The organism is Cylindrospermum sp. FACHB-282 (assembly GCF_014697195.1).
Classification (GTDB): Bacteria; Cyanobacteriota; Cyanobacteriia; order Cyanobacteriales; family Nostocaceae; genus Cylindrospermum.
Window position 1 is genome coordinate 1 of the sequence record NZ_JACJRJ010000031.1, and the last position, 26,191, is coordinate 26,191.

The 26,191-nt window shown below is 42.1% G+C and carries 23 protein-coding genes and 1 rRNA gene; 9 read left to right on the plus strand and 15 right to left on the minus strand.

The annotated features are described in order from the left end of the window. Positions 1-16: 16 nt before the first annotated feature. Positions 17-134: ribosomal RNA gene (gene rrf / locus H6G32_RS16485) — 5S ribosomal RNA — on the plus strand. A 427-nt stretch (positions 135-561) separates the two neighbouring features. After that, positions 562-987 carry a hypothetical protein gene (locus tag H6G32_RS16490; RefSeq protein ID WP_190460185.1) on the plus strand — a complete coding sequence of 142 codons (426 nt, stop codon included), beginning with the start codon at positions 562-564 and terminating at the stop codon, positions 985-987. A 64-nt stretch (positions 988-1,051) separates the two neighbouring features. Here H6G32_RS16490 and rpmA read toward each other — a convergent pair whose 3' ends face one another. Next, positions 1,052-1,330, minus strand: a complete 279-nt coding sequence (gene rpmA / locus H6G32_RS16495) for a 50S ribosomal protein L27 (RefSeq protein WP_190460187.1) — start codon at positions 1,328-1,330, stop codon at positions 1,052-1,054. Between the two features lie 29 nt (positions 1,331-1,359). Continuing rightward, entirely contained in the window at positions 1,360-1,767 is a 408-nt protein-coding gene (gene rplU / locus H6G32_RS16500) for a 50S ribosomal protein L21 (protein ID WP_190460189.1), read from the minus strand. A gap of 436 nt (positions 1,768-2,203) precedes the next feature. On the opposite strand from rplU, the gene H6G32_RS16505 reads away from it, so the two are divergent. Continuing rightward, positions 2,204-2,359 (plus strand): hypothetical protein, encoded by a 156-nt coding sequence (locus H6G32_RS16505; RefSeq protein ID WP_190460191.1) that lies wholly within the window; start codon positions 2,204-2,206, stop codon positions 2,357-2,359. After that, positions 2,356-3,447, plus strand: a complete 1,092-nt coding sequence (locus H6G32_RS16510) for a nucleotidyltransferase domain-containing protein (protein ID WP_190460193.1) — start codon at positions 2,356-2,358, stop codon at positions 3,445-3,447. The genes H6G32_RS16505 and H6G32_RS16510 overlap by 4 nt, the downstream gene beginning before the upstream one ends. Before the next feature lie 106 nt (positions 3,448-3,553). On the opposite strand, the gene H6G32_RS16515 is transcribed toward H6G32_RS16510, so the two are convergent. The 4 genes from H6G32_RS16515 to H6G32_RS16530 form a co-directional block, all read right to left on the minus strand. After that, on the minus strand, positions 3,554-3,850 hold the full coding sequence (locus H6G32_RS16515) for a hypothetical protein (RefSeq protein ID WP_190460195.1): 297 nt from the start codon (positions 3,848-3,850) through the stop codon (positions 3,554-3,556). Between the two features lie 96 nt (positions 3,851-3,946). Beyond that, positions 3,947-5,071, minus strand: coding sequence for a magnesium chelatase ATPase subunit I (gene bchI / locus H6G32_RS16520; protein WP_190460197.1), 1,125 nt, complete (start codon positions 5,069-5,071; stop codon positions 3,947-3,949). A gap of 235 nt (positions 5,072-5,306) precedes the next feature. Continuing rightward, the gene (locus H6G32_RS16525; RefSeq protein ID WP_190460199.1) at positions 5,307-5,579 is read right to left on the minus strand and encodes a hypothetical protein; all 273 of its coding nucleotides are present in this window, start codon (positions 5,577-5,579) and stop codon (positions 5,307-5,309) included. A 61-nt stretch (positions 5,580-5,640) separates the two neighbouring features. Beyond that, positions 5,641-5,877 carry a hypothetical protein gene (locus H6G32_RS16530; RefSeq protein ID WP_190460201.1) on the minus strand — a complete coding sequence of 79 codons (237 nt, stop codon included), beginning with the start codon at positions 5,875-5,877 and terminating at the stop codon, positions 5,641-5,643. Between the two features lie 605 nt (positions 5,878-6,482). Between H6G32_RS16530 and H6G32_RS16535 the strand changes: the two genes are divergently transcribed. Then, positions 6,483-6,998 (plus strand): sterol desaturase family protein, encoded by a 516-nt coding sequence (locus tag H6G32_RS16535; protein ID WP_190460202.1) that lies wholly within the window; start codon positions 6,483-6,485, stop codon positions 6,996-6,998. Here the strand turns inward: H6G32_RS16535 and H6G32_RS16540 are convergent. The 5 genes from H6G32_RS16540 to H6G32_RS16560 form a co-directional block, all read right to left on the minus strand. Next, positions 6,968-9,121: a sensor histidine kinase gene (locus tag H6G32_RS16540; protein WP_190460204.1), complete on the minus strand. Its 2,154-nt coding sequence runs from the start codon at positions 9,119-9,121 to the stop codon at positions 6,968-6,970. The two genes, H6G32_RS16535 and H6G32_RS16540, sit on opposite strands and share 31 nt — an antisense overlap. A 16-nt stretch (positions 9,122-9,137) precedes the next feature. Beyond that, the gene (gene urtA / locus H6G32_RS16545) at positions 9,138-10,391 is read right to left on the minus strand and encodes an urea ABC transporter substrate-binding protein (RefSeq protein ID WP_190460206.1); all 1,254 of its coding nucleotides are present in this window, start codon (positions 10,389-10,391) and stop codon (positions 9,138-9,140) included. Between the two features lie 119 nt (positions 10,392-10,510). After that, a complete protein-coding gene (locus H6G32_RS16550; RefSeq protein WP_242046618.1) occupies positions 10,511-12,028 on the minus strand; it encodes an MFS transporter in 1,518 nt (505 codons plus the stop codon). Between the two features lie 126 nt (positions 12,029-12,154). Next, entirely contained in the window at positions 12,155-13,231 is a 1,077-nt protein-coding gene (locus H6G32_RS16555; RefSeq protein ID WP_242046619.1) for a sterol desaturase family protein, read from the minus strand. A gap of 49 nt (positions 13,232-13,280) precedes the next feature. Continuing rightward, the gene (locus H6G32_RS16560) at positions 13,281-14,471 is read right to left on the minus strand and encodes a LeuA family protein (protein ID WP_190460208.1); all 1,191 of its coding nucleotides are present in this window, start codon (positions 14,469-14,471) and stop codon (positions 13,281-13,283) included. Between the two features lie 421 nt (positions 14,472-14,892). Between H6G32_RS16560 and H6G32_RS16565 the strand changes: the two genes are divergently transcribed. Next, the gene (locus H6G32_RS16565; protein WP_190460310.1) at positions 14,893-16,677 is read left to right on the plus strand and encodes a ShlB/FhaC/HecB family hemolysin secretion/activation protein; all 1,785 of its coding nucleotides are present in this window, start codon (positions 14,893-14,895) and stop codon (positions 16,675-16,677) included. A gap of 62 nt (positions 16,678-16,739) precedes the next feature. Here the strand turns inward: H6G32_RS16565 and H6G32_RS16570 are convergent, their stop codons facing one another. Beyond that, positions 16,740-17,630, minus strand: coding sequence for a YihY/virulence factor BrkB family protein (locus H6G32_RS16570; protein ID WP_190460210.1), 891 nt, complete (start codon positions 17,628-17,630; stop codon positions 16,740-16,742). A gap of 174 nt (positions 17,631-17,804) precedes the next feature. On the opposite strand from H6G32_RS16570, the gene H6G32_RS16575 reads away from it, so the two are divergent. Next, positions 17,805-18,296 (plus strand): hypothetical protein, encoded by a 492-nt coding sequence (locus H6G32_RS16575; protein ID WP_190460213.1) that lies wholly within the window; start codon positions 17,805-17,807, stop codon positions 18,294-18,296. A 38-nt stretch (positions 18,297-18,334) separates the two neighbouring features. Here the strand turns inward: H6G32_RS16575 and thrC are convergent, their stop codons facing one another. Next, positions 18,335-19,426 carry a threonine synthase gene (gene thrC, locus H6G32_RS16580; RefSeq protein ID WP_190460215.1) on the minus strand — a complete coding sequence of 364 codons (1,092 nt, stop codon included), beginning with the start codon at positions 19,424-19,426 and terminating at the stop codon, positions 18,335-18,337. A gap of 492 nt (positions 19,427-19,918) precedes the next feature. Here thrC and H6G32_RS16585 point away from each other — a divergent pair, with 492 nt between their 5' ends. Then, positions 19,919-20,113 (plus strand): hypothetical protein, encoded by a 195-nt coding sequence (locus tag H6G32_RS16585; protein ID WP_190460217.1) that lies wholly within the window; start codon positions 19,919-19,921, stop codon positions 20,111-20,113. Between the two features lie 57 nt (positions 20,114-20,170). Here H6G32_RS16585 and H6G32_RS16590 read toward each other — a convergent pair whose 3' ends face one another. Continuing rightward, positions 20,171-22,555 carry a hypothetical protein gene (locus H6G32_RS16590; RefSeq protein ID WP_190460220.1) on the minus strand — a complete coding sequence of 795 codons (2,385 nt, stop codon included), beginning with the start codon at positions 22,553-22,555 and terminating at the stop codon, positions 20,171-20,173. A 323-nt stretch (positions 22,556-22,878) separates the two neighbouring features. On the opposite strand from H6G32_RS16590, the gene H6G32_RS16595 reads away from it, so the two are divergent. Further along, the gene (locus H6G32_RS16595) at positions 22,879-24,603 is read left to right on the plus strand and encodes an iron uptake porin (protein WP_190460312.1); all 1,725 of its coding nucleotides are present in this window, start codon (positions 22,879-22,881) and stop codon (positions 24,601-24,603) included. A gap of 356 nt (positions 24,604-24,959) precedes the next feature. On the opposite strand, the gene H6G32_RS16600 is transcribed toward H6G32_RS16595, so the two are convergent. Next, on the minus strand, positions 24,960-26,171 hold the full coding sequence (locus H6G32_RS16600) for a 4-hydroxy-3-methylbut-2-enyl diphosphate reductase (RefSeq protein WP_190460223.1): 1,212 nt from the start codon (positions 26,169-26,171) through the stop codon (positions 24,960-24,962). Positions 26,172-26,191 lie beyond the last annotated feature (20 nt).

The window sequence follows — 26,191 nt, forward strand, 5'->3', positions numbered from 1 at the left end:
TAATTTTGAATTCTTTCCTGGTGTCTATTGCGTAGTGGAACCACACTGACCCCTTCCCGAACTCAGTTGTGAAACGCTACTGCGGCGACGATAGTTTTTGGGTAGCCAAACGCAAAAATAGCTCGATGCCAGGTTATTTATCGGCAAAAAACCTCTCTAATTCAACTTAGAGGGGTTTTTTGTTTTTCTCCTCTTCTCAAACTATCGCCACTGCCACTTTTAACCCAAATAACTCCCTTAATTGACAGAGAGAATCTAGTTTAATAACTCATAAAATTAACTTACTTAATCTGCTCTATTTTTTAGCAGAATAAATTTCACCTCAGCCAGACAATTTAGTGAATAAAATTTTTCTGACTGAGATTTTTCAAAAATATCAATAATCTGAGTTACATCTGCAGAATGTGGGTTTTAAAGTTGTTTTGGCGATAAATTAAGTAAAGGATACTAAAGTATGCGACTTAATGGGGGCTTTACCTCACCTAATGAGGCCAGTTCTGAGGGATAACGTTGAAATTTTTGACAACCTGTTTCAAACTCTAGTACTGGGAATACCAATATATGTCAATCCTGAAAAGAGTTCCTTGGTTTTCCCTAGCGCTAGTACTACTTAGCTATAGTACGTTGGGCTGGGTAATATCCGAAACACAAGCCCCTTGGTTTGTTTGGCTAGCAGTTGTGGTTGCTATTTTGCTTATGGTAGTTAGCTTAACCACTCCTTGGTCGAGAGTAGCAGAGTTTTATAGTATCTTGTTAAAATCCAATACCAGGAGTTTTGGCGTTGCCATTTTAGCAGCTTTCCTACTCTTTGTCATGCTTGCCTGGTTTCGAGTGTTTCTTGATACTTTACTCATTCTTTCTGCAACTATATTAGTAAGAATAGATTTTCAAGTAGCTGGTTTGAGGCAATGGCTTGTCTTTTCGTTCACGTCTATCTTTTCATTGGTAGGTTTAGCTGCAGGTGTTCTAGTCTACAAGTTAATTTAAAGTTTGTTGTCAAGGTCAGTAGTCAGTGGTTTTTGAGTATTGACCACTGACTAACGACTAATTATTAACTTGCTGTTGCTTCAGCTGTAACGGCTGCGTAAACGCTAACTTTTTTGCGGGTTTTGCCCTTTCTCTCAAAGGTGACCACGCCATCAATTAAGGCAAACAGAGTGTCATCGTTACCAATACCGACGTTATTACCAGGGTGAAATTTAGTACCGCGTTGACGCACGAGAATGTTTCCTGCACGCACAGCTTGTCCACCAAAACGCTTTACACCTAGTCGTTGGGCATTAGAGTCGCGACCGTTGCGTGTACTACCTGTTCCTTTCTTATGAGCCATGATTTCCTCCTTATGTATTTAATGATTGTTTATGATTCGGCAGGGGTTTCTTCAGTGGGAAATTCATCAGTGTCTGGAGTTTCCACAATGGTTGCGGCTTCTTGGTAAGCCAACACTGCACCATTGAGGTTGATGGAGTTAATCAAAAATCTGGTGATTTCCTGGCGATGCCCCCGCTTTTTGCGGGTTTTCTTTTTCGGCTTCATTTTGTACACCAGGACTTTACGACCTCTGAAATGTCTCAGCACCGTTCCTTCCACAGTCGCACCTGCCACTAGCGGCTGTCCAATGGTGACTTCGCCCTCATGCTGCACTAGTAATACTGCTTCTATGGTAACTTTTTCATCTGGTTCGGCAGTCAGAAGCTCAATGTCGTAAAATCGACCCGCCTCGACTTTTAGTTGTTTGCCGCCAGTTTCAATAATTGCGTAGGTCATGGAATTGTCCTTAGGGTTGCCGTACAGGTAGCTGACTTTGATATTTTGGAGTGATGCAATGAATCACTATTGCCAGCTTTTGTAGTATGTCTACCTGATCCGAGCAGGAATTAGACAGACGATCCATAATTATATTTTATTGGCTGCTGTGAAGTCAACCTCTCACATAATTTTAGACTTTCCCTGGAAGTGCCAACAAAAAAATTCCCTTGATTGCCGAAATGTAGATTGTTGTTTGTGTAGTTAATTATGAACACATAAGAACACTAATATATCTGAGTGGCGGATTCCGTTGCTCAGATTTCCTTTAACCATCAGATAAGACCGACTCACAGCGAATCAAATCTAGACTTTTCTATAATAGGTTATTTGTACTAGTTTGGCTTTTTTGATACCTCATGGAGAAGGGATTGAGAAGTTACCGTCAAGACCTGGCATGGCAGTTTCCAGAAATTACACTGGGGAAAAGTGTTTACTAGCCAGAGAGAGGAAGTACCTAGATGCATACAGTAGCTATCTGCAAAAGCAAGAATTCCAGCGTCTGTTAGATAATGATTTGGTAGATCAGAACGAGGGAGAACCACTAGAGTGAAAAGAATAGAAGTTGAACAAAGAACGATTTTTATTGGGTTGGCAGGTAGTCACGGCTATGGTTTAAATCGTCCTGATTCTGACTATGATTATCGGGGAGTGTTTATTGCACCCAAGCGTTACTATTTAGGATTCGATAACATAGAACAAAAAGATACTGGCTGGGATGAACCAGGAATATTTCCGTTTATAGATGGCAACAAAGACACGGTGATCTATGAGTTAAGGAAAGTCGTTCAGTTATTATCTGGAGCGAATCCTAATGTTTTAGAGTTGCTGTGGTTGCATAACTATCCTTACTTAACGCCAATTGGACAGCATTTAATTAATCACAAAAAGCTATTTCTGAGCAAGAAAGTAAAGCATACTTACTCTGGTTATGCCTTTGCTCAAATCAAAAAGATGGAAACCCATCGCAAGTGGTTGTTAAATCCACCGCAAAAGAAACCTCTACCATCTGACTTTGATATAGAGGATGAAGCTCCACTGAGTAAAGATGAGCTAAACGCTTTTCTGGAGTATCTTTATAATTTAATCAGAGGTAAAATTGAGTTTTTGGAAGAAGCCGAGCAATTATACCAATTGCTAACGGCAGATATTGATTTTAAAGGTGTATTGAAACAATACACTCTGCCCGATAAAACTTTGGAATATACCCAAAAATTAACTAATAGTCGTAAAGACTTTATCCGCCTGCTTCAGAAAAGTCAAAGCTATCAAATAGCTGTAAGAGAATGGAAAGCTTACTTGTCTTGGCAGGAGAATAGAAATCCAGCTAGGGCGGAAATGGAAAGAAAGTCAGGTTTTGACCTTAAGCATGGGATGCACTGTATTAGATTGCTACGAAGTGGACTTGAAATATTGCGTACAGGGGAACTAGTTGTGGATAGAAGGATAGCTGGTGATGTTGAGGATTTAAAAGCTATCCTTCAGGGTAAGTATGCTTACGAGCAGGTCATGAAAATGGCAGAGGATTTAGTTGCCCAAATGGACATTTTTTATGAACAATCAACGCTATCTCACAGACCTGACTTGGAGCAAATTAATGAATTGTGTATGGAATTAGTGGAGATGCAAGGTTGGAGTTAATAGTCGGTTTTGATAACTCCTAGCACTGTACAGGTGGGTTCAATAAGATATCTCGTTTGCTCACAAATACATACTTAAACTTGTCCCTACTGACCACTGACTAATTTTAGAGCGTATTGATTAAATCGGCAAAGCCATAAAGGCTGATGAAGAGTAATAGTAATGCTGTTAGTTGGGTTAGTCGAATCTGGGGTGAGGGTGCGATCGCTTCCCGCACTAAGATAGAAATAGATGACCCAACTACAAAACTCAAACCCAAGACTAAATAAGGCCTGTCTGGTAAGATAGTCGCAATTAATAGCATAGTGATCGCCAATAAGAGCATCAATAACTCTACAAACCGGGGTGGGTTGTGTTGGCTAGATAAAATAAAGCTGTTTAACCAGAAGTGCCACAATCTCATAGTCAGTGCTGAGTTTGAAGTTCTGAGTGCTGATTCCTCAATTGTGGGTGGGGTATTGGTTATTTAGTTGATATTTTCCCCAGTCCCCAATTCCTATTACCTAATTCCTGTTTTAACTTGACCTGTGCTGTTTTTTTGTGCAGCATTATCTTCTGATAGTTCGACGCCAAAGACGCGACTAAAAGCTTTTTCCACTTTGTAGCCTGAATCAATTGATTCTAAAGGGTCTTTACGCAGCCTGTGACGCAGACATAAAGTAATCACGCGGCGAATATCATCAACGGTAACTTCTATACGCCCTTCTAATGCGGTTAAGGCAATGGCTGCGCGGTTACTAACAATGTCACCTCGCAAACCATCTACATCTAATTCTGAACAAATTTCTGAAATTTTTACCCGCATATCATAGTCAAGGTTGACTTTTGGCAAAAGCTCCTGAGCATTAACAATTTGCTCTTGCAGTGCTTCTTGCTGAGGTTTATATTTTTCGGTAAATTCCAGGGGATTTTGGTCAAATTCCGAGCGTTGTTCCACAATTTGCACGCGCAAAGCTGGTTCTTTAACGGTGTGAATTTCAGCGTGCATCCCAAAGCGGTCGAGTAGTTGGGGGCGCAGTTCGCCTTCTTCTGGGTTTCCGGAACCAACGAGAACGAATCGTGCTGGGTGACGGATAGAAATCCCTTCCCGTTCCACCGTGTTCCAACCACTGGCGGCGGAGTCGAGTAATACGTCTACTAAATGGTCGTCTAACAAGTTGACTTCATCTACGTAGAGAATGCCTCGGTTAGCTTTAGCCAGTAGTCCTGGTTCAAAAGCTTTTACACCCTCCGATAAAGCTTTTTCTATGTCGATAGTGCCGCAAACTCGGTCTTCTGTGGCTCCTAATGGCAGGTCTACCATTTGGACTTTTTTGTGAGCTATGGGAATTTCTTCACCTTGTTGTAACTTTTGGCGGACTTCATCGCTCATCAAGTCCGGGTCGCTGGGGTCACTATTAAAGGGGTCATTGGCAACTACAGGTATCTCTGGCAGTAGATCCGCCAGCGCCCGGATGGTTGTGGATTTGCCGGTGCCGCGATCGCCCATTATCATTACACCACCAATTTTGGGGTCAATCACGTTCAACAGCAGCGCCAGTTTCATTTCTTCTTGTCCCACGATGGCCGTAAAGGGAAAGACCACGCGGCGCGCACTTGCCGTAGATTGAGCAGTTGGATTCACTATATTACCTTAAACAATAATTTTCTTATTTACAGTTTTATATTGTGCCACATATGGGGTCTGAGGGAGTAGGAAATCTAAGGATTAGGGATGAGGGATTGGGCAAATAGGAGACCCCTCTGGGGATTAGGGGCAATGGGAATTGGGGAAAATTATCAATAACTAAGAAATTATTCAAAATTTCTCTAAAAAATTTACCTGAAGTCTGGTTAATAAGTATATCTACAGTTTCGGATTATTTTGCTTCCCCATCTTTCCGACCCCCTTTAATTGAACGGTGGAGTAGGCGGCAGGGCCAGCAGCAAGCTCCACAAATACTTACCGAGGCAATAGCGGCGACAAGTCGCCAACTTATGCTAGGTGGAGTGGCAGACTCTGAGGGGTTGTCTTGTGTGTCTTTAATTAGCTCTGGCGCTGAATGAAATAGCTGACTAGCTGTACTCGCCCCTTCAATCGCTGCTCCCATTAGATAAGCTACGAGGGCAATTCCTAGCCAGTGATTCATCATATTGTACTGGTCGAACTTTCTTGAAGATGTTTGGCAGAGAGCAATCATTTGGTTACTCGTGCTAATGATTGTCTTGCCCGAAGGATAGTCGGCCTTCAGCCGTGTCGCGAATTAGTGGCAGTTTAGATTTGATGTAAGTATTGAGGCTAATATCTGCCTGCGCGTCGATTACTTGCTTGGCTTTTAACTGCTGGAGGAGCAATTGTACTAAGGCAGTATCGTCAAACTGGAGGAGGGTGCTGACTTGAGTTGACTCGATTACAGCCCAGACTTGTTGCATTATTTTGGCAGTTATCATGAGGTTTTATTTTTTTAATATTTTCTTTATATTTGCATGGCTTGGCAATTCGTGCTGAGTTTTTTCCTCAAAATTAATTAATCAACACAATTAGACACGCACAAACAATGGTTGGAATACACTTCGGTGAAAGGTTTGAGGAAAGTCACCCATTTGGCTGGAAGAGAAAACTTAACCTAAATTTTTACCAGTTTTAACTCAACCTTTGCTAATGCCGTATGGCTTAGTAAGAAGATTGTAAAGTGACTATAATAAATTACAGTATTCCTATCGAGATTGAGATGTATTATTTCCATCAACTCAGAGCTAAAAACCAGAAAGCAGGCTGTCAACAGTTGCTGTGTACTGCAATTAAGGATGATAAATTGATGAAACTGCTAGTTCCCTACCTAGATAGATTCTGAGCAGAACCAAGTAAAGCATAGACAGACAACAAGCAAAACAGCTTCTCGTTTCTGTAGCGGCTTGGGTGTAAACCTCCCTTGGGGAGAATGCCAGTCTATGCCGGAGCGATTGCGAAATGCCCAATTACGCTATAGCGTAATTCAGCATGAAATTTGGCTACTTTTTTCTGTGGAGTTTTTTACTAAACCTAAGGAGTACAAATGCTTGAGGCTATCGCTATTGCTTGGTTATTACTGTTTTTTGGCGATTTTCTCTCAACTTTCTGTTACCACGTACCTGAGCATGTTTTTGGTAACCTCCACTTGACAACGCATCACTCCTGGAAGAAAGACTTCCGCCACTACGCTATTTTGACCTTAAATCCCCAGGTTCTTTTAGATGGTATCTTGGGTGCCCTGCCATACCTGCTTATGGCAGTAGTTCTGTGGTCTTTCTCTCCCATCGGCGTTATCTCTGGACTACTGCTTGGTCAGCTTCATGTGTGGTGGCGACATGTAGTAGCCTTGGGTTGGCAAACTCCAAAACCCGTAGCTATTTTGTGCCAGATTCTATTCATCACGACTCCTGAACAACACTGGCTACACCATCAAAAAACTAACTTTGGTTTTGGCGATATTTTCACCGTCTTTGAGCAACCAGCTAAAACTTGGATGCGCTGGCTACGTCTGTTAAGAATTCATCGACGTTACCCTTCTGTCCCTCGCGCTTCTAGCTGATTTAGGGGAATTACAATCACAAATTCTGTCCCCTTACCAGGGGAGGAAACACATTCCAATTTTCCCTGATGTTTTTCAGTGATAATCTGATAACTAATAGATAAACCTAACCCTGTACCTTTGCCTGCCGGTTTGGTAGTAAAAAATGGGTCAAATAATCGCGCTTGCAAATTTTTGGGAATGCCAAGACCATTATCGGCAATACGAATCATTACTTCTTGTTCTCCAGCCAGTTCAGTAGCAATGCGAATCTGTGGTTTACTCTCTGACCACTGACTATTGACAATTGACTCTTCCAAAGCATCAAGCGCATTTGCCAGAATATTCATCAATACCTGATTGAGTTGTCCAACATAACACTCTACAAGTGGCAGGTCGCTATATTCTTTAATCACCTCAATTGCTGAACGGTCAGATGTAGCTTTGAGACGATTTCCCAAAATCATTAGCGTACTATCGATACCCTCATGAATATTCACCGCTTGCATTTCTGCCTCATCCAAACGAGAAAAGTTTCGCAGAGACAGCACAATTTCTGTAATTCTTTTAGCCCCAACCTTCATCGAAACTAGCAACTTAGGGAGGTCTGTAACTAAGAAATCAAGATCGATTTCTTCTGCTTCATCTTGAATTTCTGCGATTGGGTGAGGATAGTGACGCTGATAAAGTTGTAGTAGTCTGAGTAAATCTTGGATGTATTGATTAGCCGGGGTGAGATTACCATAAATAAAGTTGACTGGGTTGTTGATTTCATGTGCCACACCTGCTACCAACTGCCCCAAGCTAGACATCTTTTCGCTCTGCACCAGTTGAGCAGCTAGTTGCTGTGCTTCCTGGCTTAATTTTGCTAATACTGCTTCTAGTCGTTCTTTGGCAATAGCAAGTTCCTGTTCTCGCACTTGGATAGTTTCAAAATTTTCTTCTAGTTGTTTTGCCATGGCGTTAAATGATTCCGCCAATTGACCAATTTCGTTATGGGTAACAACTGGTGCTTGTTTATGCAGATTTCCTTGAGCAAATTCTTGAACAATTTGAGTGAGTTCAACAACTGGGCTAGAAATAGATTTGGCAACTACAATAGCGGCAAATGTCACCAAAAAAATTGTAATTATTCCTAAAATAATCACAAGATTTTTCAGGGAGTTTAAGCTGATAAAGGCTTCTGCTGTATCCATTTTCACCAAAAGCCCACCATTTATAGAAGGTAAATATCTCCAGGCTGCGATAGTTTCTTGACCTCGATAATCAATACTAATACCAATTCCTTTAATACCGTAAGTTGCTTGGACTAGTGGGTGTAATTGCTGCTGGACAAGATTTACATTTATTGGAAAGCCAGCCTTTGGGTGTAATTGCGGCTTACCAATATTCACACTTCTTTGAAAGGCTGCTTTTTGGTCGTGTCTAGTTGGAGAGGTAAAGACTATGCTTTGACCGATTACCGAACCGACTATTGTCTCACCAGTTTTGCCCAAACCAGTGTAATCGTTGACCACTTGATTAAACTCATGATTATTCAGTTGCAACACTACCACACCAATAATTAGATTTTTTTTAAATACAGGAGAAGCAATAAATGCGGCAGGTTCATTGGTAGCTGCATAATAGCTAAAGTTGGATATTTCAACTTGCATCAATGTTTTAGCTCGGTCAAACACTTTCGCTATTTCAGAATTATTATAACTTCCGTTGTAATAGTTTGTGCCAAATTCTTTACCGCGCTTTATTGAAAAAATAGCGTCACCAGATTGAGATACTAAAAAAATATCAGAATAGCCAAATATTTCTAAATAATTAGAAAGAAAAGGTCTATATTTATCATCTACCTGCTGATAGATTAGCGAGTTAATACCATAAGCTTTATAAGCTGTTTCATACTGTTCAATTGCATCAACTATGTTTGGAATTTGGGCAATAGCTGCGGCATTTTTTTGTTTTTCATTGAGATAATTTTCTAGTCGCTTGGCTTTGTTATCTACAATAGAAGCCAGATTATTATTGACTTCTTTTTTTTGAGAACTACTGGCAATATAATATTTGATAGATGTAACTGTAGTTAGAGGAACTAAGGAAATTAGTAAAAACCATAATAGGAGTTTATTAACAATTTTTTTGTGTTTCAAATCTCACCTCCATTTATTAACCAGGATTAGCCCAATTTTTGTTCCAACCCTGATAGAGAACGGTTAAGAATTTATCCCAGTCAGCTTTGGAACGGGAGAGGGGATAGGGTACGGGACGAATTGGTTTATCTGAGTTCCAAACTATTTCAAATTGTCCGTCTGTTTTAATTTTTCCAACTCTGACTGTTTTCCAGGTATGTTGGTTACTAGAATCTATATATACAACGCCTTCTGGTGCTTTAAAACTTTGGTCTTTGATATATTGCCGAATAGAATTTACTTCATCTGTAGCTGCATCTTCCACGGCTTGTGCCCATAAATAAACCCCAAAATAGCCTGCTTCAATGGGGTCAGATGTAACTCTATTTTCACCATATTTCTTTTTAAAATTTTTGATAAATTTATGATTAGTTCCATCATCAATGCTCTGGAAGTAATTCCAAACTGCATAATCGCCTACTACGTCTTGTTTAGGCAAATAACTCAGTTCTTCTTCGGCAATGCTAAAGGAAATAGTGGGAATTTTATCAGCAGTAATTCCGGCTTTTCTCAAGGCTTTGAAGAAAGCAATATTACTATCACCGTTAATTGTGTTTAAAATGACATCTGGCTGAGTTTCAAATATTTCTTTGACAATATCTTTTACATTATTGCTACCCAAAAGTATGTATTTTTCGCCTATAATTTCTCCACGCAAGGCGGTTACTTGGTCTTTAATGATGGCGTTGGCTGTCCGGGGAAAAACATAATCAGAACCCACCAAGAAAAACCGTTTGCCTAAATTATCAAAAGACCACTTGACGGCGGGAATTATTTGTTGGTTTGGTGCAGCGCCTGTGTAGATGATATTGGGTGAATCTTCCAGTCCTTCATACTGGACGGGATAAATCAGTAGATGGTTGTATTTTTCAAATACAGGTTTAACAGTTTTACGACTGGCGGAAGTCCAGCAACCAAAGACTGTGGCAACTTTTTCTTGAGTAATAAGTTTTTCTGCTTCTTTGGCAAACATATTCCAATCAGATTTGCCATCAACGATAATTGGCTGAATTTTTCTGCCGAGAATGCCACCTTTTTTGTTAATTTCTTCAATAGCAAGTAAGGTGGCATCAACAACAGATTTTTCACTAATTGCCATTGTGCCGCTAAGGGAATGGAGAACGCCAACTTTTATCGGCTTTTTTGATAATTCAATTTGAGAATGAAGCCAAAAAAATAGTGATAGTCCTAATACAAAAATTCCTACTAAAAAAAGATTTTTTTTATTCACAATTTTTCCCAGCAACGTTTACTCCTCTCTATAATAGGGCGGTAGCGCTGGTTGTAGCGGTTGGAAATATAGCAATTTTTGCTCTTATGCAACACGCGCTGGGGAACAATGCTGTTCCCCTAGGAATGATCTGTAATTAATAGTCTGGTAGATTTCTCATAACCTAGAAGAGTTTTGCTTTCTTTTGCTTTCTTTCGCTCTAGGAACCACAAGAAAACTGCAAGTATTGTCGAAACCATCAACAAAGCGGCGATGATGCGAAAGGTAGTCTGCGTACCAAAAACTAATGCCTCAATAGGTGCTTTGGTGACATCGATATTTGGGGCAAGTTTAGCACTGGCGATCGCCACAAAGGAAAACAAAGCGCCTACCAGCGGCACACCTGCGGTCTGTCCCAATATCCGCGATAATGACAATAATCCCGAAGCGATACCTAAACGCTCTTTTGGTGCGGCTCCCATAATGGCGCTATTGTTAGGCGATTGAAACATTCCCACTCCTACTCCATAGGGAATAATGGACAGAATATAGTTCAGTATAGTTAATTCAGTATCAAAAGTGCTGAGGAGCAAGCAACCAACTGCCATTAATACTAACCCGGTTAAGCTGATAATAGACGCTCCAAAGCGGTCAGAAAAAATACCAGCTATGGGTGCTGTCAACACAATCAGAATTGGCGGTACGGCCAGCAACAAACCTGCTTGCTCAGTGGGATAGTGCTTAACTAACTCCAGAAAGAAAGGTAGCATGAAGATGACACCTGCCATCACGAAATTCCCCAGAAAACGTAGCGCTAAACCAAGGCTGAACTCTAGGGAGCGAAAAATCTCCAAGTCGAGCATTGGCTCTAAGAGACGGGATTCAACCACTAAAAAGCAGGCTAAACTGATGACAGATACAACGAGCAAAGTCAGGGCTGTATTAGAAGAGCTACCGCTTTGTAGTAGGGTGATGCCGAGTGTAAAGCAGGTTAATGTTAGGGTGAGGATGAGGGTGCCGATGAGATCAAAGCCTTGTTTGCTACCACTCACAACAGAAGATGGTACAAGACGAGCCACAATCAAACTACCAACAATCCCAATTGGCACATTCACCAAGAAAATTAAAGGCCAGCCTCCCAAATGAATCAGCAGCCCACCGACTGTTGGCCCTAAGGTAATTCCCAGTCCGAAAACCCCCGCCCTGATGCCTAGCCCAAGTCCTCGCTCTTCTGGTGGAAACACTTCCACAATCATTGCTGTTCCCAGTCCTGACATAAATGCAGCACCTAGTCCTTGGAGTGCCCGAAAGGCGATCAAAAAGCTTACATTTGGCGCAAGTCCACATAACAGCGAGCTGATTGTGAAGATGATCATGCCGATAATGTACAACCGCTTTTTGCTCCACATATCGCCCAGTTTCGCTGCACTCAGCACAAAAATTGCGATCGCTAACAGATAACTTAAAACTACCCATTGAATGGTAGCAAAACTGGTGTGGAGTGATTCAACCATCATTGGCAGTCCCAGGTTGACTATGTAGACATCCAAGGCAAAAATGAATACACCAATGCTAATGCCCAGGGTTGCCCCCCATTTTTCCACCGATTTTGTTTCTGGCTTTAGTTTATTAACTTGCTCTTCCTGGGTTTTTGTCATTATAAATATCTGAATAAATATCTCATCTAGCTTACCTAATAGCATTACTTAAGAAAGGGAAAATTTTGGATGTTAAAGCTCTGCCTCCACATCCAAAATTATTCTCTTTAGCAGCAAGGCTTTGTTTTAATCTTGTATCTGGTTGGGTGATGTGGTGTCCCCATCCAAAACTGAGATGTAGAGAGGTTTTCGGTTTTTTGCATTTTTGAGTACTGCCTTAAATGGCTGCAAATAGAAGTTTGCTACACTATCAAACGGCTTTCCTTCATCGCCAGGCAAACCTAAATCGAGATGCTCATAGCTGTTCGGAACATACAATGTACCAAACATCCAGTCCCAGATTGCGAATATCTTTCCGTAATTTTTGTCGTAATACTTGGACTCGTTAGCATGATGAATATAGTGCTGGGCTGGACTAATGAAAATATGGCTGACCCAATAAGGAAATGCTAGCCAGATATGAGAATGGCGGAAATTACCAGTGAGATGAAAGACGAACAGCAGAAAGGGAATACCATTGAGATATAGAACCTGCATCTGGCTGCCGAACAGAAACGTCCACAATCCTATCGCTACACCAGAGCACATAGAAACCGCCACTGTCTGGAAAACATAATCGAAAGGATGATGGCGGTATAAAGTCAGCGGGGTTAGCACTTGTGCCGTGTGGTGGATTTTATGGAATTCCCAGATTAGAGGACTTTGATGTCTTAGGTAATGATTGTAGAAATAGCCAAAGTCAATAGCCAGGATCAGAAAAATACTAAAAGCAACATGATGCCAAAACTGTGGTTCAGTGACTGGAAAAAGGCTAGTTACGCCAGCTAGGTAGCTTAAAAATCTGCTGACTACATTAGCAATAGCTGTTGCAGATATAACTGTGGCGATGGGAACTATGAGAAAGCCTTTGATCAACGCCATAGGCAAATAGTTCTGTAAATCCAGAATTGCGGAATGATGAAGATAAACTTCTTTGGGAAAGCAGTATTCCAGAAAGCTTTTCTTCTCTTCTGTCTTAGCAAGGTGCAGTAGATAGAGCAGCAGTGTTATTAATAACGAGGAAAGCAGGTAAAGCCAGTAAATCTGAGAATCCGGCACCACTAGCTGTTTTAGTGGGTACAAACAGTTCCTTAATATTGAGGTCATTATTTCCATAGGAGTTTCCTGTGAAGATAAATGTGGCGGATATGCTGGATCAGCCAAATTAATTTGGTGTAACCCAAAGCTATAGAATAGCTTGAAATGTGTATTCTCAAACAGAAATCTTACACCCATTAGTAATTGGCAGGCTAATATTACAGCGCTCCACAATTTCTGGCAATTCCTTTTCGATATCGATTGGGGTTCCTCTTTTGGCAATCGCTTTAATTTCTTTGAGAATTTTAGCCACTAAATCTTTGTCTTCAACCAGTTCATTTCTCCCAATCTTCTTGAGAGCGAGTTCAACAGCAGCTAAACCCGATTGCATCCCTAATGCAAAGCTACTTTTTCTCCCTAGAATTTCTGGACTTAAACTTTGATAAAGTTCTTCATTTTTGGAAACAGCTTTAACATGAACACCCGCATAATGGGTAAAGGCATTTTTGCCTACCAATGGGTGATGAGGAGGAATAGCGATGTGGGAATGCTCACTAACTAAATCGTATAAATCTTTTAAGCAACTCAGTTTCCAATAGGTTTTTCCTTCAACCATATCCGTTAAATTTATGAGTAATTCTGCTAAATCGACAATGCCAGATCGTTCCCCTAATCCCATCACAGTTACATCAATAATATCAGATCCTGCTCTGTAGGCATCTAGTGCATTTGCTAAGGCTAAACCTCTATCATTGTGACAATGAACCTCGATTTGTGGATATAATGCTCTTTTTGCCAGTTCTTCCTTAAGAGTTTTTACATAATAATAAATACTGCGGTTCTGATGAAATGGTGTTGTGTATCCAGTCGTATCAGCTATGCTAATTATATTGGCTCCTGCATGTATTGCTGCGCTTGCGGCCTCAATCACATTTTCTATCGGTGAACGAACTGTATCTTCTGGTGTATATCGAATTAATAAATTATCCTCTTGCTCTCTGGCGTAAGTTATTACTTCTACAATTTTTTCTATAGCTTTTTCTAAACCTATGTTGTACTCCTGTTGTAATCGTTGTTGGGAAACACTAAAAAAGACTCCTAAAAAGTTTACGCCACAATCTAGCGCTTTTTTTACATCGTCTATGCGGCAAAGAGAGTGAGCGCCTATTTTGGCTTTGAGTCCGGCGTTGGCAATTCGGGTTATAGCTAAAGCAATTTCGTTATCTACTGCGGGATTACCAGCTTCAATAATATCAACTCCTATCTGATCTAAAAGGTGGGCAATTGCCAATTTTGTTTCAGGGGAAAAGTAAACTCCTGGGGTTTGTTCACCTTCTCTCAAGGTAGAATCAAGGATTTGAATCATATCAGCTGTAAATTGAGGTACAGATTTTTACTAGGATTTCGCTGTGGTTGATTATACCTGCATCTTGGAGTCCACAATGCAAGGCTTTGTAAATTCGTAATACCTTCAAACTACCCTTAAAAGGCTATTTATTGGATACAGAGCAGAGCAATCCCAAAATTTCTGCTCTATATTTGTGGGAAAGTCGACAAATGGGAGGACATTCCCAGTATCAAGCTAAATAAAGAATTTTGGCCCATCTAAAGTCATAGCGCCGGAAATTAAGGCCAAATTTGACTAATATTAGCTATGCTATAAAATTTACCACTAGATGAACTAGAAGCTCAGGGGTAGTTAATCGCTGCCAATGACAAAGTCATCTTCACCGCTGAAGCACTATCCATATTACTCGATAGTTCCTAGCAAAAATTCATTCAGTGTAATGATCAACAAATCCCCTGAAAATCTGGCGTTGTACTGGTTACAGCTAACTATATTTGTGTTGGTTGGCAGCATGACTTCTAGACCCCTGAAGGCACAGACTGTAGAGACGGGAAAAGCGCTAAAGGACAATGCCGTCTTTGCTCAACAACTTCCACCATCGCAGGATGTGCAACCATCTTCGCCTTCTCCATTTCCCACACCGCAACTACTCCCCCCACCAGGAGAATTACTTGCCCCCTCTGAGCCAACTGCCTCACCTGATGAAAATTTTCCGGTCAATGCTCCGGCAAATATTATTGTTGAGCGTTTTGAAGTTGTTGGCAGTACAGTATTCAGTTCTGAAGAATTAGCTGAAGTGACTAAGAAATTTACTAAAAACCGAATCTCTTTGGTTGAAGTGTTTCAGGCTGCTTCTAAAATCACCGAGCTATATATCAAGAATGGTTACATTACCTCTGGTGCTTATATTCCACCTCAAACCATCCAGTCTGGTGTGGTGAAAATTCAGGTGATTGAAGGTAAATTGGAAGATATCCAGGTAAGTTACCTGAAAAATAGCACTCAGAGACTCAATCCTAATTATATACGCAGTCGCCTAGCAATAGCTACCAAGGCACCTTTAAATCGGGATCGGCTGCTAGAGGCGCTGCAATTATTGCAACTGAATCCTTTGATTGAAAACTTGTCTGCTGAACTCTCAGCAGGATCGCGTTCCGGTGTGAGTGTGCTAAAAGTCGAGATCAGCGAGGCAAAAACCTTTAATACGCAAGTGGTTCTAGATAACGGGCGATCGCCTAGTGTTGGCAGCTTGCGACGCCGATTAAATGTCTCTGAAGCCAACTTACTGGGATTAGGAGATAGTCTGAGTGTAGGGTACACCAATACTGATGGTAGTAACGCCTTTGAGGCTAATTACACATTGCCTCTGAATTCACGTAACGGGACGCTGATTTTTAGTGTTGGCTCTGCATCCAGCAATGTTATTGAACGTCCTGTGGACATCCTAGGTATTGAATCAAATTTTCGTTACTACGAACTGACATTTCGCCAGCCAATATTTCAAACTCCCAGGCAAGAATTTACCCTCGGTTTGTCAGCTTCCCGAACAGAAACTGAAGCGTCTTATGATGAAGAAGATCGACAACCTTTTCCCTTGCTGGGGGCGGATAATGAAGGACGCACGAGGTTATCTGTGCTGCGATTTTTTCAAGAATGGACTGCTCGCAACAGCCAGGAAGTCTTCGCCTTGCGATCGCAATTCAACTTAGGCACTGGTGCGTTTAATGCCACCTTTCATGAACAAGCCCCTGATGGACGCTTTTTTGCTTGGCGGGGACAAGGGCAGTGGGTACGCCTGTTGGCTTCTGACATGTTACTTTTACTGCGTGGAAACATGCAGTTTGCCTCTAGAGCACTTGTGCCTCTAGAACAGTTTGGCTTAGGTGGTCAAGAGAGTGTTCGCGGCTACCGCCAAGATTATATCTTGTCAGATAATGGAGCTTTTGCCTCTGCTGAACTGCAAGTGCCGATTTTGCGCTTACCGAAAAAGGAAGGTATATTACACGTGATACCCTTTGCTGATGTTGGTGTTGTCTGGAATACTGGTAGAGATGATCCCGAGCCTAATACCCTAGCTGCTGTTGGTTTGGGTTTGCGCTGGACACAGGGCGATCGCTTTACAGCTCGTCTTGACTGGGGAATTCCTTTAATAGCTGTAGAATCCCAGAACAAAACATGGCAAGAAAATGGTCTACATTTTTCTTTGCAATATAGTCCTTTTTAATATATTGGATCTAAATTACATTTAAATGTTTGATTATGTTGGCAAAACTCTAGTGATTAATATTATTTGCCCAATTTTGACGTCTGGGAGTGCATATCTTCACCGACAATCACATTCAATTGATCGCCGACAAGGAGAACAAGCGCACTCATCCACAACCACAGCATTAAAACTATTACAGTCCCTACGGCACCATATACTTTATTGTAGTTGCCGAAATTTGCGACGTACAGCCGAAATAGGGCCGAAAGAATCGCCCAGAAAATAGCTGCTAAAATCGCCCCTGGCATCATGGGCTTACCTGGGTTCCAAACGCTGGGTCCATAGCGATAGATGAAGCCAAAGGCAGAGGCCACCATGCCTAAGGCTAAAGGCCAGAGTAACAGCTGCCAAAGATGTAACAAAAAGACTAAAGAAGCATTTTTATTAACCACCATTCCTAATAATAGATCGCTAATAAAAACTAAGAAGGAAGCCAGCATCAACAGCAAGATGGTACCAACTGTTAATCCGAGGGAGATGAGTTTCGCTTTCCAAAAGGGACGGATATTTTGGGTGGGAATTTGATGAATTTGATCAAAGGCAGTCATTGCAGTACTTATAGCCCCTGAAGCCGTCCAAATGGCTAATACAAAACTCAGAGAAAACAAACCACTGTTTTTGGAGTTAGCAATTTCTGTAGTCGCAAAATCACTAATCAGACGCAGAACTTCTTCTGGGGCCACTTGACTCAGTTGCAGTGCCATTTTTCTAAAGGTGTCTTGCAAGGATTCTGCCAATAAGCCAATGGCTGTAAGCAGGGCAAGAATCGCTGGAAATAGGGATAAAATGGCATTAAAGGCGATTTCTGAGGCTAGCCCTAAAAGTCGTCTTTCGATTGTCCTGGCAAATGTTTTTTTAAGGATGGGCCAATTGAGGTGGCGAAAGAAGCTGATAAAACGAGGCTGTGTCATGATTTGAGTCACACTTGGTTAGTTTCCTCAACTTTGCCAGATATTACGTGGTGATCGCATCATCTTTTTGACCTATCAGGGCATAATTCCTTAAAAGCAGGATATGTTGCTACCAGCAAGGAATAATGTGAAAGTGGGTTATTTAGCACCTATTTACTACGCTTAACCAAAATAATGACGGACAATATTGATAAATCTACACATTTAACACAACAGTGGCTGGCGGAAATTCACGCCCTTAAACAGCAGATGGCCCAACTTCAGAGTGAGCGCGATGAGGCTTGGGAAAGTTCGCAAAAATGGCGTAAACTCTTTAACACTGAAGCAGAACAACGGCGCACCGATGCCCAAATGTCCCAACAGGCGATCGCCTCAATTAAAGCAGAACTACATAAAGTCCAGGGTATTGACGCCAAAACACTACCTGACGCCACAACAGCGATCATAATTCAACAAGAAATAGCTCAAATCAAATCTGTCGAGGAATTGAAAACCAAATTTATCGCCCTTGTTAAAGAACGCGATCGCCTATTGCAAGCTTTGAAACTTGAGCAAGACAACCACGCCCAAACCCGTAAAAGCCTCACCACTGCCTTGGGTGATGCCATCGACAGCCTAGCAAGGGAGCGGAGCGCTGGGGAACAGGGAACAAAGGAAACTTCTTAATGCTTAATTTAAAATGAAGAATTAAGAAGTTTGAATTGTTAAAATCCCATAGCCTCAGCTACTGCTTTGATTTCCGCCGGGATACCCTGTTTAAATTGACTGTGACTATGTTTAATAGCTGTATCCGGGTCTTTGAGTCCATTACCTGTGAGAATACAAACTACTGTTGCACCTGTAGGAATTTGGTCTTTCACCTGCAATAACCCAGCTACAGAAGCAGCACTGGCAGGTTCGCAGAAAATGCCCTCTGAGGCCGCTAAAAGTCGATAAGCATCCAGAATTTCCTCATCAGTCACAGCTTTGAAGCTTCCCTGACTGGCTGATTGGGCGGCGATCGCTTTTTCCCAGCTAGCAGGATTACCAATGCGAATGGCTGTAGCTAGGGTTTCCGGATGGGCCACTGGTTGACCGGTGACTAATGGGGCTGCACCTGCTGCTTGGAAACCCATCATCCGGGGTAAGCGATCGCATTTTCCAGCTTGATGATATTGACAAAATCCCATCCAATATGCTGTGATATTACCCGCATTACCTACGGGGATGCACAGCCAATCTGGGGCATCACCCAGGGCATCAACAATTTCAAAAGCTCCGGTTTTCTGCCCTTCTAGGCGGTAGGGGTTGACGGAATTCACCAAGGTGATCGGATAACTTGCGGCCATCTCGCGGACAATTTCCAACGCTTGGTCAAAATTACCTTTAATAGCCAGTACTTCTGCCCCATAAAGTAACGCCTGAGCCAACTTACCCAGAGCCACATAGCCATCGGGAATCAGCACAAAGGCACTCATACCCCCACGCCTAGCATAAGCAGCCGCTGCGGCAGAGGTGTTGCCCGTACTGGCACAAATAACTGCCTTCGCCCCTGCTTCCTTAGCCTTGGAAATTGCCATTGTCATTCCCCGGTCTTTAAAACTACCAGTGGGGTTAAGACCGTCATATTTCACAAACACCCGCACTTGTCTGCCAATGCGTTCTGCGATCGCCGGCACTGGTATCAAGGGAGTATTACCTTCCAACAAAGTGACAACAGGGGTATGTTCACTCACAGGCAAGTATTCACGATAGGCTTCTATCAGTCCGGGCCAGGGTTGGCGATAAGATTTAGCAGCAGACAAGCTCAATGTCACGGGATTTAAAACTTCTTAACTAAGGATTGGATCTTTGAAATTGGGGAGTGCAGGATTAAGAAAAGAAAGAAAGGGAATTTTTCTTTGCTTCCAGATCCTAGTACCTCAATTCCCCAAGAATATTATTTCTTGAGGTACACAAGCCCCACTGGCCAATTTTATTTTATGTAGTTTGTCAAACACTCAACGTATTTCATGTAGTTTTTTGCATAAATGGCAAAAAGTAGGGCGATAAGCAATACAAGCATAATAGACTGGCTAATCATCAAGTACACCTAAGTATCATCCAGTGGCAGGAAACTTTCCATAACACAGGGTCGATGTTTTCTCTATAACCGAGCCTTTATGATCACAGTCGCTTATAACTAAACGGGGAAATCATTAGAGTGTGTGATTAAAATCATACAATAATGTAATAAAGCTTATAATTACATTATTATAATATCTCTAATGGTGTGAGTTGAGTTTTAGATTTAATAATTAGCTATGACTATGTCTACTTGTTCATCTCGTCGCGTTTCTCATTCCCAAACCCAGACCGACTGGGCCAGCAAGTTAACCACAGACTATTATCCAGACGATCAGCAAACCAAATTTATGCATTTACAAGCGGAGGTAGAATCTCTGCTAGAGCAGTTGCAAAACCTGAAGAGCCAGCGGCTAGACGGTACTCACCAGGCAGAATAATTCATTGTTCTAGACAGTATTCGTCTGTGTTGCCCTAGCTTGGACTTTCCCAAGATATTATTCAAAGCGCTGATTAGTCTCTGACCAGCGCTGCAAGCTGTAGCCATTAGGGTTTTCTACCAATAAAGCTAGAGATTGCCCATCGCCAAGTTTAGCGATCGCTATCAATCTTTGATCAGAATTTTTCTGAAAGTCACTATAAATTACATTACCACTATCGGAAACAATGAGGGTACGGTGATGTCCTTGATTTTTGACCGTCGCTAAATTTCCCGATACTTGCTGATTTAAAGATGCGATGGCTGCCTCAGAAATAGTCAGCACCACTTCAGGCTTGGCATTATTAGTTAAATCAATCACTTGCACAGGCCAATCACCCAATTGTTGCTGCATCTGCTGAAAGCTAGGAATAGCAGCAGGCAGAAGATTACCGGATTGCTGTAAAGAACGCCATACAGTGAGTAGCATTACCTTTATCCCTTGGGGATTCTGTTGATATAGTTCTTGGAAAGTGATGGGTGATGGTTGCACCCATTCCAGTGCGGCATCTGTTAGCGCTAAAGGTTTAGATTGGAGAGCATTGTGTTGATTCTGAGAAATTATTGCGCCAGCAACTAAGAGACGCAAAACCCCACGACGCAATTGCACCCCTTTAATAGTTGCGGTGGTGATTTGCTGTTCCCCATTTGGCAGCCAGACAACTATCTCAATTGCAGAGTCAGAGATGATCCCCAAAGTTTCCCAAAGAAATCTGCCTGGGGAATTTTTGGGTAGGCGCAAATTCCCAAAGGGGAAATTTAGCCAACTTTGACCATCATGAAATGCACTCACCTGCACCTGATACCAAACTTGATTATCCGTAAGTTTTAAATCTGCTTTCGGATCTGCTTGCAACCACTCACCTTGATTAACCTGGATAATTTTTTGCACCGAACCCACAATCTGGCTAGGGTGAGGAGAGGGAACTTGAGATTTTGTCACCTCACCATTGAGTTTTGCTAACAGACCTTGAATATAGGCTAGAGTTTTTGGGGTGATTTTTGGCTGGGAGTTCAACCAGGAATTAGCAGATGCTTCCCCCTGGCGAATTGCTAACATCAAACCCACCCAAGCTTGCACCTCTGGCTGATTGGGGTTTACCTGCAACGCCACTGCTGCGCGATTCCACAACCGTCCTCCATTCACTTTCAGCAAGCTGGCAATTTCTTGGACATCATTGGGTGAGGACTCAAATACCTGTAAAGCTTTTGTCCATCGACCATCCATCAAATCTGCCAGCACCTGTTGACTAGGACTGGCCCAATTTTTATCTGCTTGGTTTTTGGTGAGTTGGGAGTGCAAGCGAATCAAATCCATTTGCGCTTGCGCCGCCTCTGGTAGAGTATTTTGGCGCTGTTTCTGGATATCTTTCAACCATTCAAAAGCTGGTGTCCACAGCCCGCTACGGGCAAGTAAGAGAGCATTTTTGTAAGCAGAATCCTCAAGGGCTGGAGGGATGAGGGTAATTTCCTCCAGTTGCACCGGCTTGAGGAATAACTTGATCGATTTGACTTGGTAAACTTGCAAGTGCGGTTCTAAACCTACTGTTTGATCTATAACTAACTCTTTGGCGCCACCACCAGTCACCTGCTGCCATTTGGGCGTGTGTCCACTAAGACTTGACCAAGATAACATTTGGTGTAGGTTGGTGCGTTGAGGATTGTAGTAGATAATGTAACCATAGGCGATGGGCTGCGCCCCGCTGGATGCGATCGCACTAGTTCCTTGTTGGCGCTGACCCCGTAGATAAAACCAAGCCCCTGATGATGGTGTATGGTCTTCAAAGGGTTTCACTTCCGTTAAAGGTAGGGAAATTTCAGCATCCTGGTTTTCTGATGTAGCCTTGACCCAGGTAGAGTCTACAAAGGATTCTTCAGCATCTGTTATCGGCAGTTGAGTTGCTAGATGGTAGTAAGTTTCTGGCTGTGATTGGAATTCCAAGTCATCTGAACGCTGATAAACCCTCAATTCCACAATTTCTTGACAATCAGACTGACAATTGGCACGCTTTTGAAAAATTGGCAGCAAAAACGAGTTTTGGGCCTCTTCATCTAAAAACAGCGTAGCCCCAGCTATTTGTTTTTGTTCACTCAGGCTGAGTTGAATTTCTGTGAGGGTTTGGGGGCGTTCATGGTTACCAAGAGGGATTTGTGCCCATTTTGGTAAAATTTTATTCAGCCCACTTAGTTGATCTGGATTGAAAATATAGAGAATGCTAATCCAGGCAAAAGCCATAATTAAGCCACCACTGCCCAATAAAAACCCTAGCGCTAGGGTTGACGACAGCCAACTTCCCCGGTGAGACTTTGTTTGAGGTTTTTTGGGGATACCTTTAGTTGCATTTGGATACTGCCGATTAAGTTTAGATGCTTTTGGCTTCAGCTTACGCCAGGGATTTGCCATATTAGTTCTTAGTCATTCCAGGTGGTCTATATTTAGGCTTGATGTTTTTTGTTTTATAAAAGCACTTGCAAAAGTTGCCTATAACTATAGCGGTTAAAGTGAGTAACTCGAAGCCCGAATGTTTAATTGAATGAGTCCCCTGGGAACGCGGAAAAGTTTAAGTATTAAACAAGAAATTACCGCATTAAAGTTAACTAACATAAATTCAGTGCATTCTCTCTAGTGTGGGCAGGATGATTAGTAATAGACTCAGGGGTTAAGTGTGCATAGGGTGTAAAAAGTTGAAAGTTAGACTTGGTGACCGCAGCGATCGTAAAGCTTGGATGCTCCTATGGCTAATAATTGGAGCAGTGAACGGAGTTACACAAAAAGCGTTTGCCCAAGAGTACAAGGATGCAGAAATTACTCAGGTACAAGAAAGCGCAGAACCACAGGAGAGTATAGATTTAAATTTTACCCTTAACCCTATCTCCCCTGAGGAGCAATCTTCAGAACCTACCGATGATCCGATGGCACAAGTCACATCGGTATCTCAACTCAAAGACGTGCAAGCCACAGATTGGGCATTCCAAGCATTACAGTCTTTAGTAGAACGCTATGGTTGCATAGCAGGTTATCCAGATAGCACCTATCGCGGTAATCGCGCGTTAACTCGATATGAATTTGCCGCAGGTGTAAATGCCTGCTTAGATAGAGTCAATGAATTAATCGCCACAGCCAGCAGTGATCTAAGCAGCCGTGAAGATTTAGCAACTTTACAAAAATTACAAACAGAATTTGCCCCCGAATTAGCCACTTTGCGGGGTCGAGTCGATAAGTTAGAAGCCCGCACTGCCGAAATTGCCGCCAACCAATTCTCACCCACAACGAAACTTCATGGAACATTCGTAGTTGGCCTTCAAGGGCGGACTAGTAATCGTGGTGACGTTAATCCCAGAGATGGAATTAAAGATACCAATGATAGTGGGACTAATGCTAACGTCATCACCTACACACGGCTGGATTTAGTTAGTCAATTCTCCCCCCGCAGTTTCTTATGGACAAGTATCACAGATGTTCAGGGTGCCACGTCTCCCAGATTTCCTAGTGTTGACCCTTATAGTGGTTTTAATACTAATGTTGTACTTGGCTACCAATATCTTGCTCCTCAACCGCGCATAAGTGACTTGTTTTTTAACTGGCAGGCTACTGATAATTTAGTCCTGCGAGTGGGTGCAGCGGGCATGGATTTGGTAACTAATTTCCGCCCTCTCAAGCGAACACTAGGCCCTGATTTAGGTGCATTATCTCGTATTGGACAAAGAAACCCGATTTTATTTACCGGGTTTGGACGCGCTGGTGCCGCTGTTGATTGGCAATTTGCCAAAAATGCCAGTTTGCAGGCAGTTTATTCTAGTAATAACCCTGGTAATCCCGGTAATGAAAGCGGTTTATTTGATGGTAACACTACTGCTGGTGTGCAATTGCAGGTAGCACCAACTAAATCGCTTGATTTATCTTTATATTACGTTAATAATTACGCCTCAGATGGTTGTATGCAGACCTTTCTTGGCGATGACTGCTTAACTGGCTCCAAAGACAGCGGAGGCAATTTACAAACCGGACAGCCTCTACAAACCAATGCTGTTGGTGCTTCTGTAAATTGGCAAATTACATCCGGTATTAACTTGGGTGGGTGGGCTGGTTATACTAGTTCTCACATTCCGGGGCTTTCGGGCACTGTAGAGACGACGAATTACATGGCATATCTGAATTTTCCTGATTTATTTGCCAAGGGAAACTTCGGCGGAATTTATGTTGGACAACCGCCTAAAATCATCAGTAGCGACTTACCTGTAGGAAACAATGTCCCTGGACTGATAAATGGTGATGGGGGACAACCAGGGGGACAACCAGGAACAACGACTCACATTGAAGCATTTTATCGTTTCCGGCTTACAGATAACATCCATATCACACCTGGGATAATTCATATCATAGAGCCTGGTAATACACCTGATAGCGACCCAGTGACTATCGGCATCATCCGCAGCACTTTTCTGTTTTAATTTTGCTCTGGGCTATATCCTCAGATATAAGCGTTTTAAAAGTGTGTTTTCTTCTAGAGCTACCAAAAGTCATCGCTCTATTTTGCCGAGCAACTATTTGCTATGGGAAATAGATATAAAAAAGGTTTGGTAGTGAACCAAACCTTGATATAAATCCAGTGCATAACAACATCCCAAACCAATTTACTCATTCTTTTTTTAATCGGGCATCTCCCTATGGGATGTATGCAAATATGCTGAAAGCTGATATAGCAATTCTATTTGAGTTGCGAGAATTTACCCAGGTAAGATAAAATCACACCCCTCTTAGCTACTAAAAAGGGGTGTGTTGCCGCTTAAACGACAGTTGCAATCAACTAAACTTCAACCTTGGCGATCGCCTTCAATACAAAAATCTTTGAAATCACATCTTCTACTACCTTATCTGGTGTCGAAGCACCAGAAGTAATCCCTACTATAATTTTTCCAGCAGGTAACCAATTTTCTGTAATTACCAACTCTCCGTTTAATTGGCGATGTTCGATAGAATTACCTGATTTAATGCGCCCAACAACATCAATATGATAGGAAGGAATACCTCTCTCAAAAGCAATCTGTTGCAATTGAGTAGTATTAGATGAATTAAACCCACCAATTACTACCATCAAATCTAGATTTTGTTGCACCAAATCCAATATGGCATCTTGCCGTTCTTGGGTGGCGTCACAGATAGTGTTGAAGCTTTGAAAATGCTGATTTAACTCTGTGGGTGCATACTTCTGCATCATTGTCCGCTCAAACAGCTTGCCAATCTGCTCAGTTTCCCCTTTGAGCATTGTGGTTTGGTTAGCAATACCCACCCGTGCTAAATCTTGATCTGGGTCAAATCCAGCAGAAACAGCTTTAGCAAATTTTGCCAAAAATTCCTCCCGGTTGCCACCATTGAGAATATAATTAGCAACATATTCTGCTTCTTGTAAATTCAGCACTATCAGATATTTACCAGCAAAAGAACTGGTGGCAACTGTTTCTTCGTGCTTATATTTACCGTGAATAATGGAAGTGTAATCGGTTTTTTTGTGTTTTTCTACTGTATTCCAAACTTTAGAGACCCAAGGACAAGTTGTATCCACAATTTTGCAGCCTTTATCGTGAAGGATCTGCATTTCTTGGACGCTGGCTCCAAAGGCAGGTAAGATGACGACATCGCCAGGGGCGACAACAGAAAAGTCTTTTTTATTAGCATCAAGGGGGATGGAGTCTACTTGCATCTCCTGCATTCGCTGATTTACAGAAGGATTGTGAATAATTTCGTTAGTAATCCAGATATGTTCGGTGGGGAAGTGCTGACGGGTTTGATATGCCATGGCCACTGCACGTTCTACACCCCAGCAAAAACCAAAAGCTTGGGCTAGTCGGATGGTAACATCACCCCGTTGCAGGATGTAGTTGCGATCGCGAATTTGCTGAATAAAGTCGCTTTGATACTCAGACTGCAACTGGGTGGCGATTTCTGCTTGATGACCAAACCCCTTACGATTGTAATTTTCAGAATGTTGGAGGCTACGCTTAAAAGCTTTTGTATCCATTTGATTTTGCCACTAAAATT

What these genes read in the sequence shown, in the direction of transcription:
- H6G32_RS16490 (WP_190460185.1), top strand. Translation starts at nt 562, where the DNA reads ATGTCAATCCTGAAAAGAGTTCCTTGGTTTTCCCTAGCGCTAGTACTA.
- rpmA (WP_190460187.1), bottom strand. Translation starts at nt 1,330, where the DNA reads ATGGCTCATAAGAAAGGAACAGGTAGTACACGCAACGGTCGCGACTCT.
- rplU (WP_190460189.1), bottom strand. Translation starts at nt 1,767, where the DNA reads ATGACCTACGCAATTATTGAAACTGGCGGCAAACAACTAAAAGTCGAG.
- H6G32_RS16505 (WP_190460191.1), top strand. Translation starts at nt 2,204, where the DNA reads ATGGCAGTTTCCAGAAATTACACTGGGGAAAAGTGTTTACTAGCCAGA.
- H6G32_RS16515 (WP_190460195.1), bottom strand. Translation starts at nt 3,850, where the DNA reads ATGAGATTGTGGCACTTCTGGTTAAACAGCTTTATTTTATCTAGCCAA.
- H6G32_RS16525 (WP_190460199.1), bottom strand. Translation starts at nt 5,579, where the DNA reads ATGATGAATCACTGGCTAGGAATTGCCCTCGTAGCTTATCTAATGGGA.
- H6G32_RS16530 (WP_190460201.1), bottom strand. Translation starts at nt 5,877, where the DNA reads ATGATAACTGCCAAAATAATGCAACAAGTCTGGGCTGTAATCGAGTCA.
- H6G32_RS16535 (WP_190460202.1), top strand. Translation starts at nt 6,483, where the DNA reads ATGCTTGAGGCTATCGCTATTGCTTGGTTATTACTGTTTTTTGGCGAT.
- H6G32_RS16550 (WP_242046618.1), bottom strand. Translation starts at nt 12,028, where the DNA reads ATGACAAAAACCCAGGAAGAGCAAGTTAATAAACTAAAGCCAGAAACA.
- H6G32_RS16560 (WP_190460208.1), bottom strand. Translation starts at nt 14,471, where the DNA reads ATGATTCAAATCCTTGATTCTACCTTGAGAGAAGGTGAACAAACCCCA.
- H6G32_RS16565 (WP_190460310.1), top strand. Translation starts at nt 14,893, where the DNA reads ATGATCAACAAATCCCCTGAAAATCTGGCGTTGTACTGGTTACAGCTA.
- H6G32_RS16570 (WP_190460210.1), bottom strand. Translation starts at nt 17,630, where the DNA reads ATGACACAGCCTCGTTTTATCAGCTTCTTTCGCCACCTCAATTGGCCC.
- H6G32_RS16575 (WP_190460213.1), top strand. Translation starts at nt 17,805, where the DNA reads ATGACGGACAATATTGATAAATCTACACATTTAACACAACAGTGGCTG.
- H6G32_RS16585 (WP_190460217.1), top strand. Translation starts at nt 19,919, where the DNA reads ATGTCTACTTGTTCATCTCGTCGCGTTTCTCATTCCCAAACCCAGACC.
- H6G32_RS16590 (WP_190460220.1), bottom strand. Translation starts at nt 22,555, where the DNA reads ATGGCAAATCCCTGGCGTAAGCTGAAGCCAAAAGCATCTAAACTTAAT.
- H6G32_RS16595 (WP_190460312.1), top strand. Translation starts at nt 22,879, where the DNA reads ATGCTCCTATGGCTAATAATTGGAGCAGTGAACGGAGTTACACAAAAA.
- H6G32_RS16600 (WP_190460223.1), bottom strand. Translation starts at nt 26,171, where the DNA reads ATGGATACAAAAGCTTTTAAGCGTAGCCTCCAACATTCTGAAAATTAC.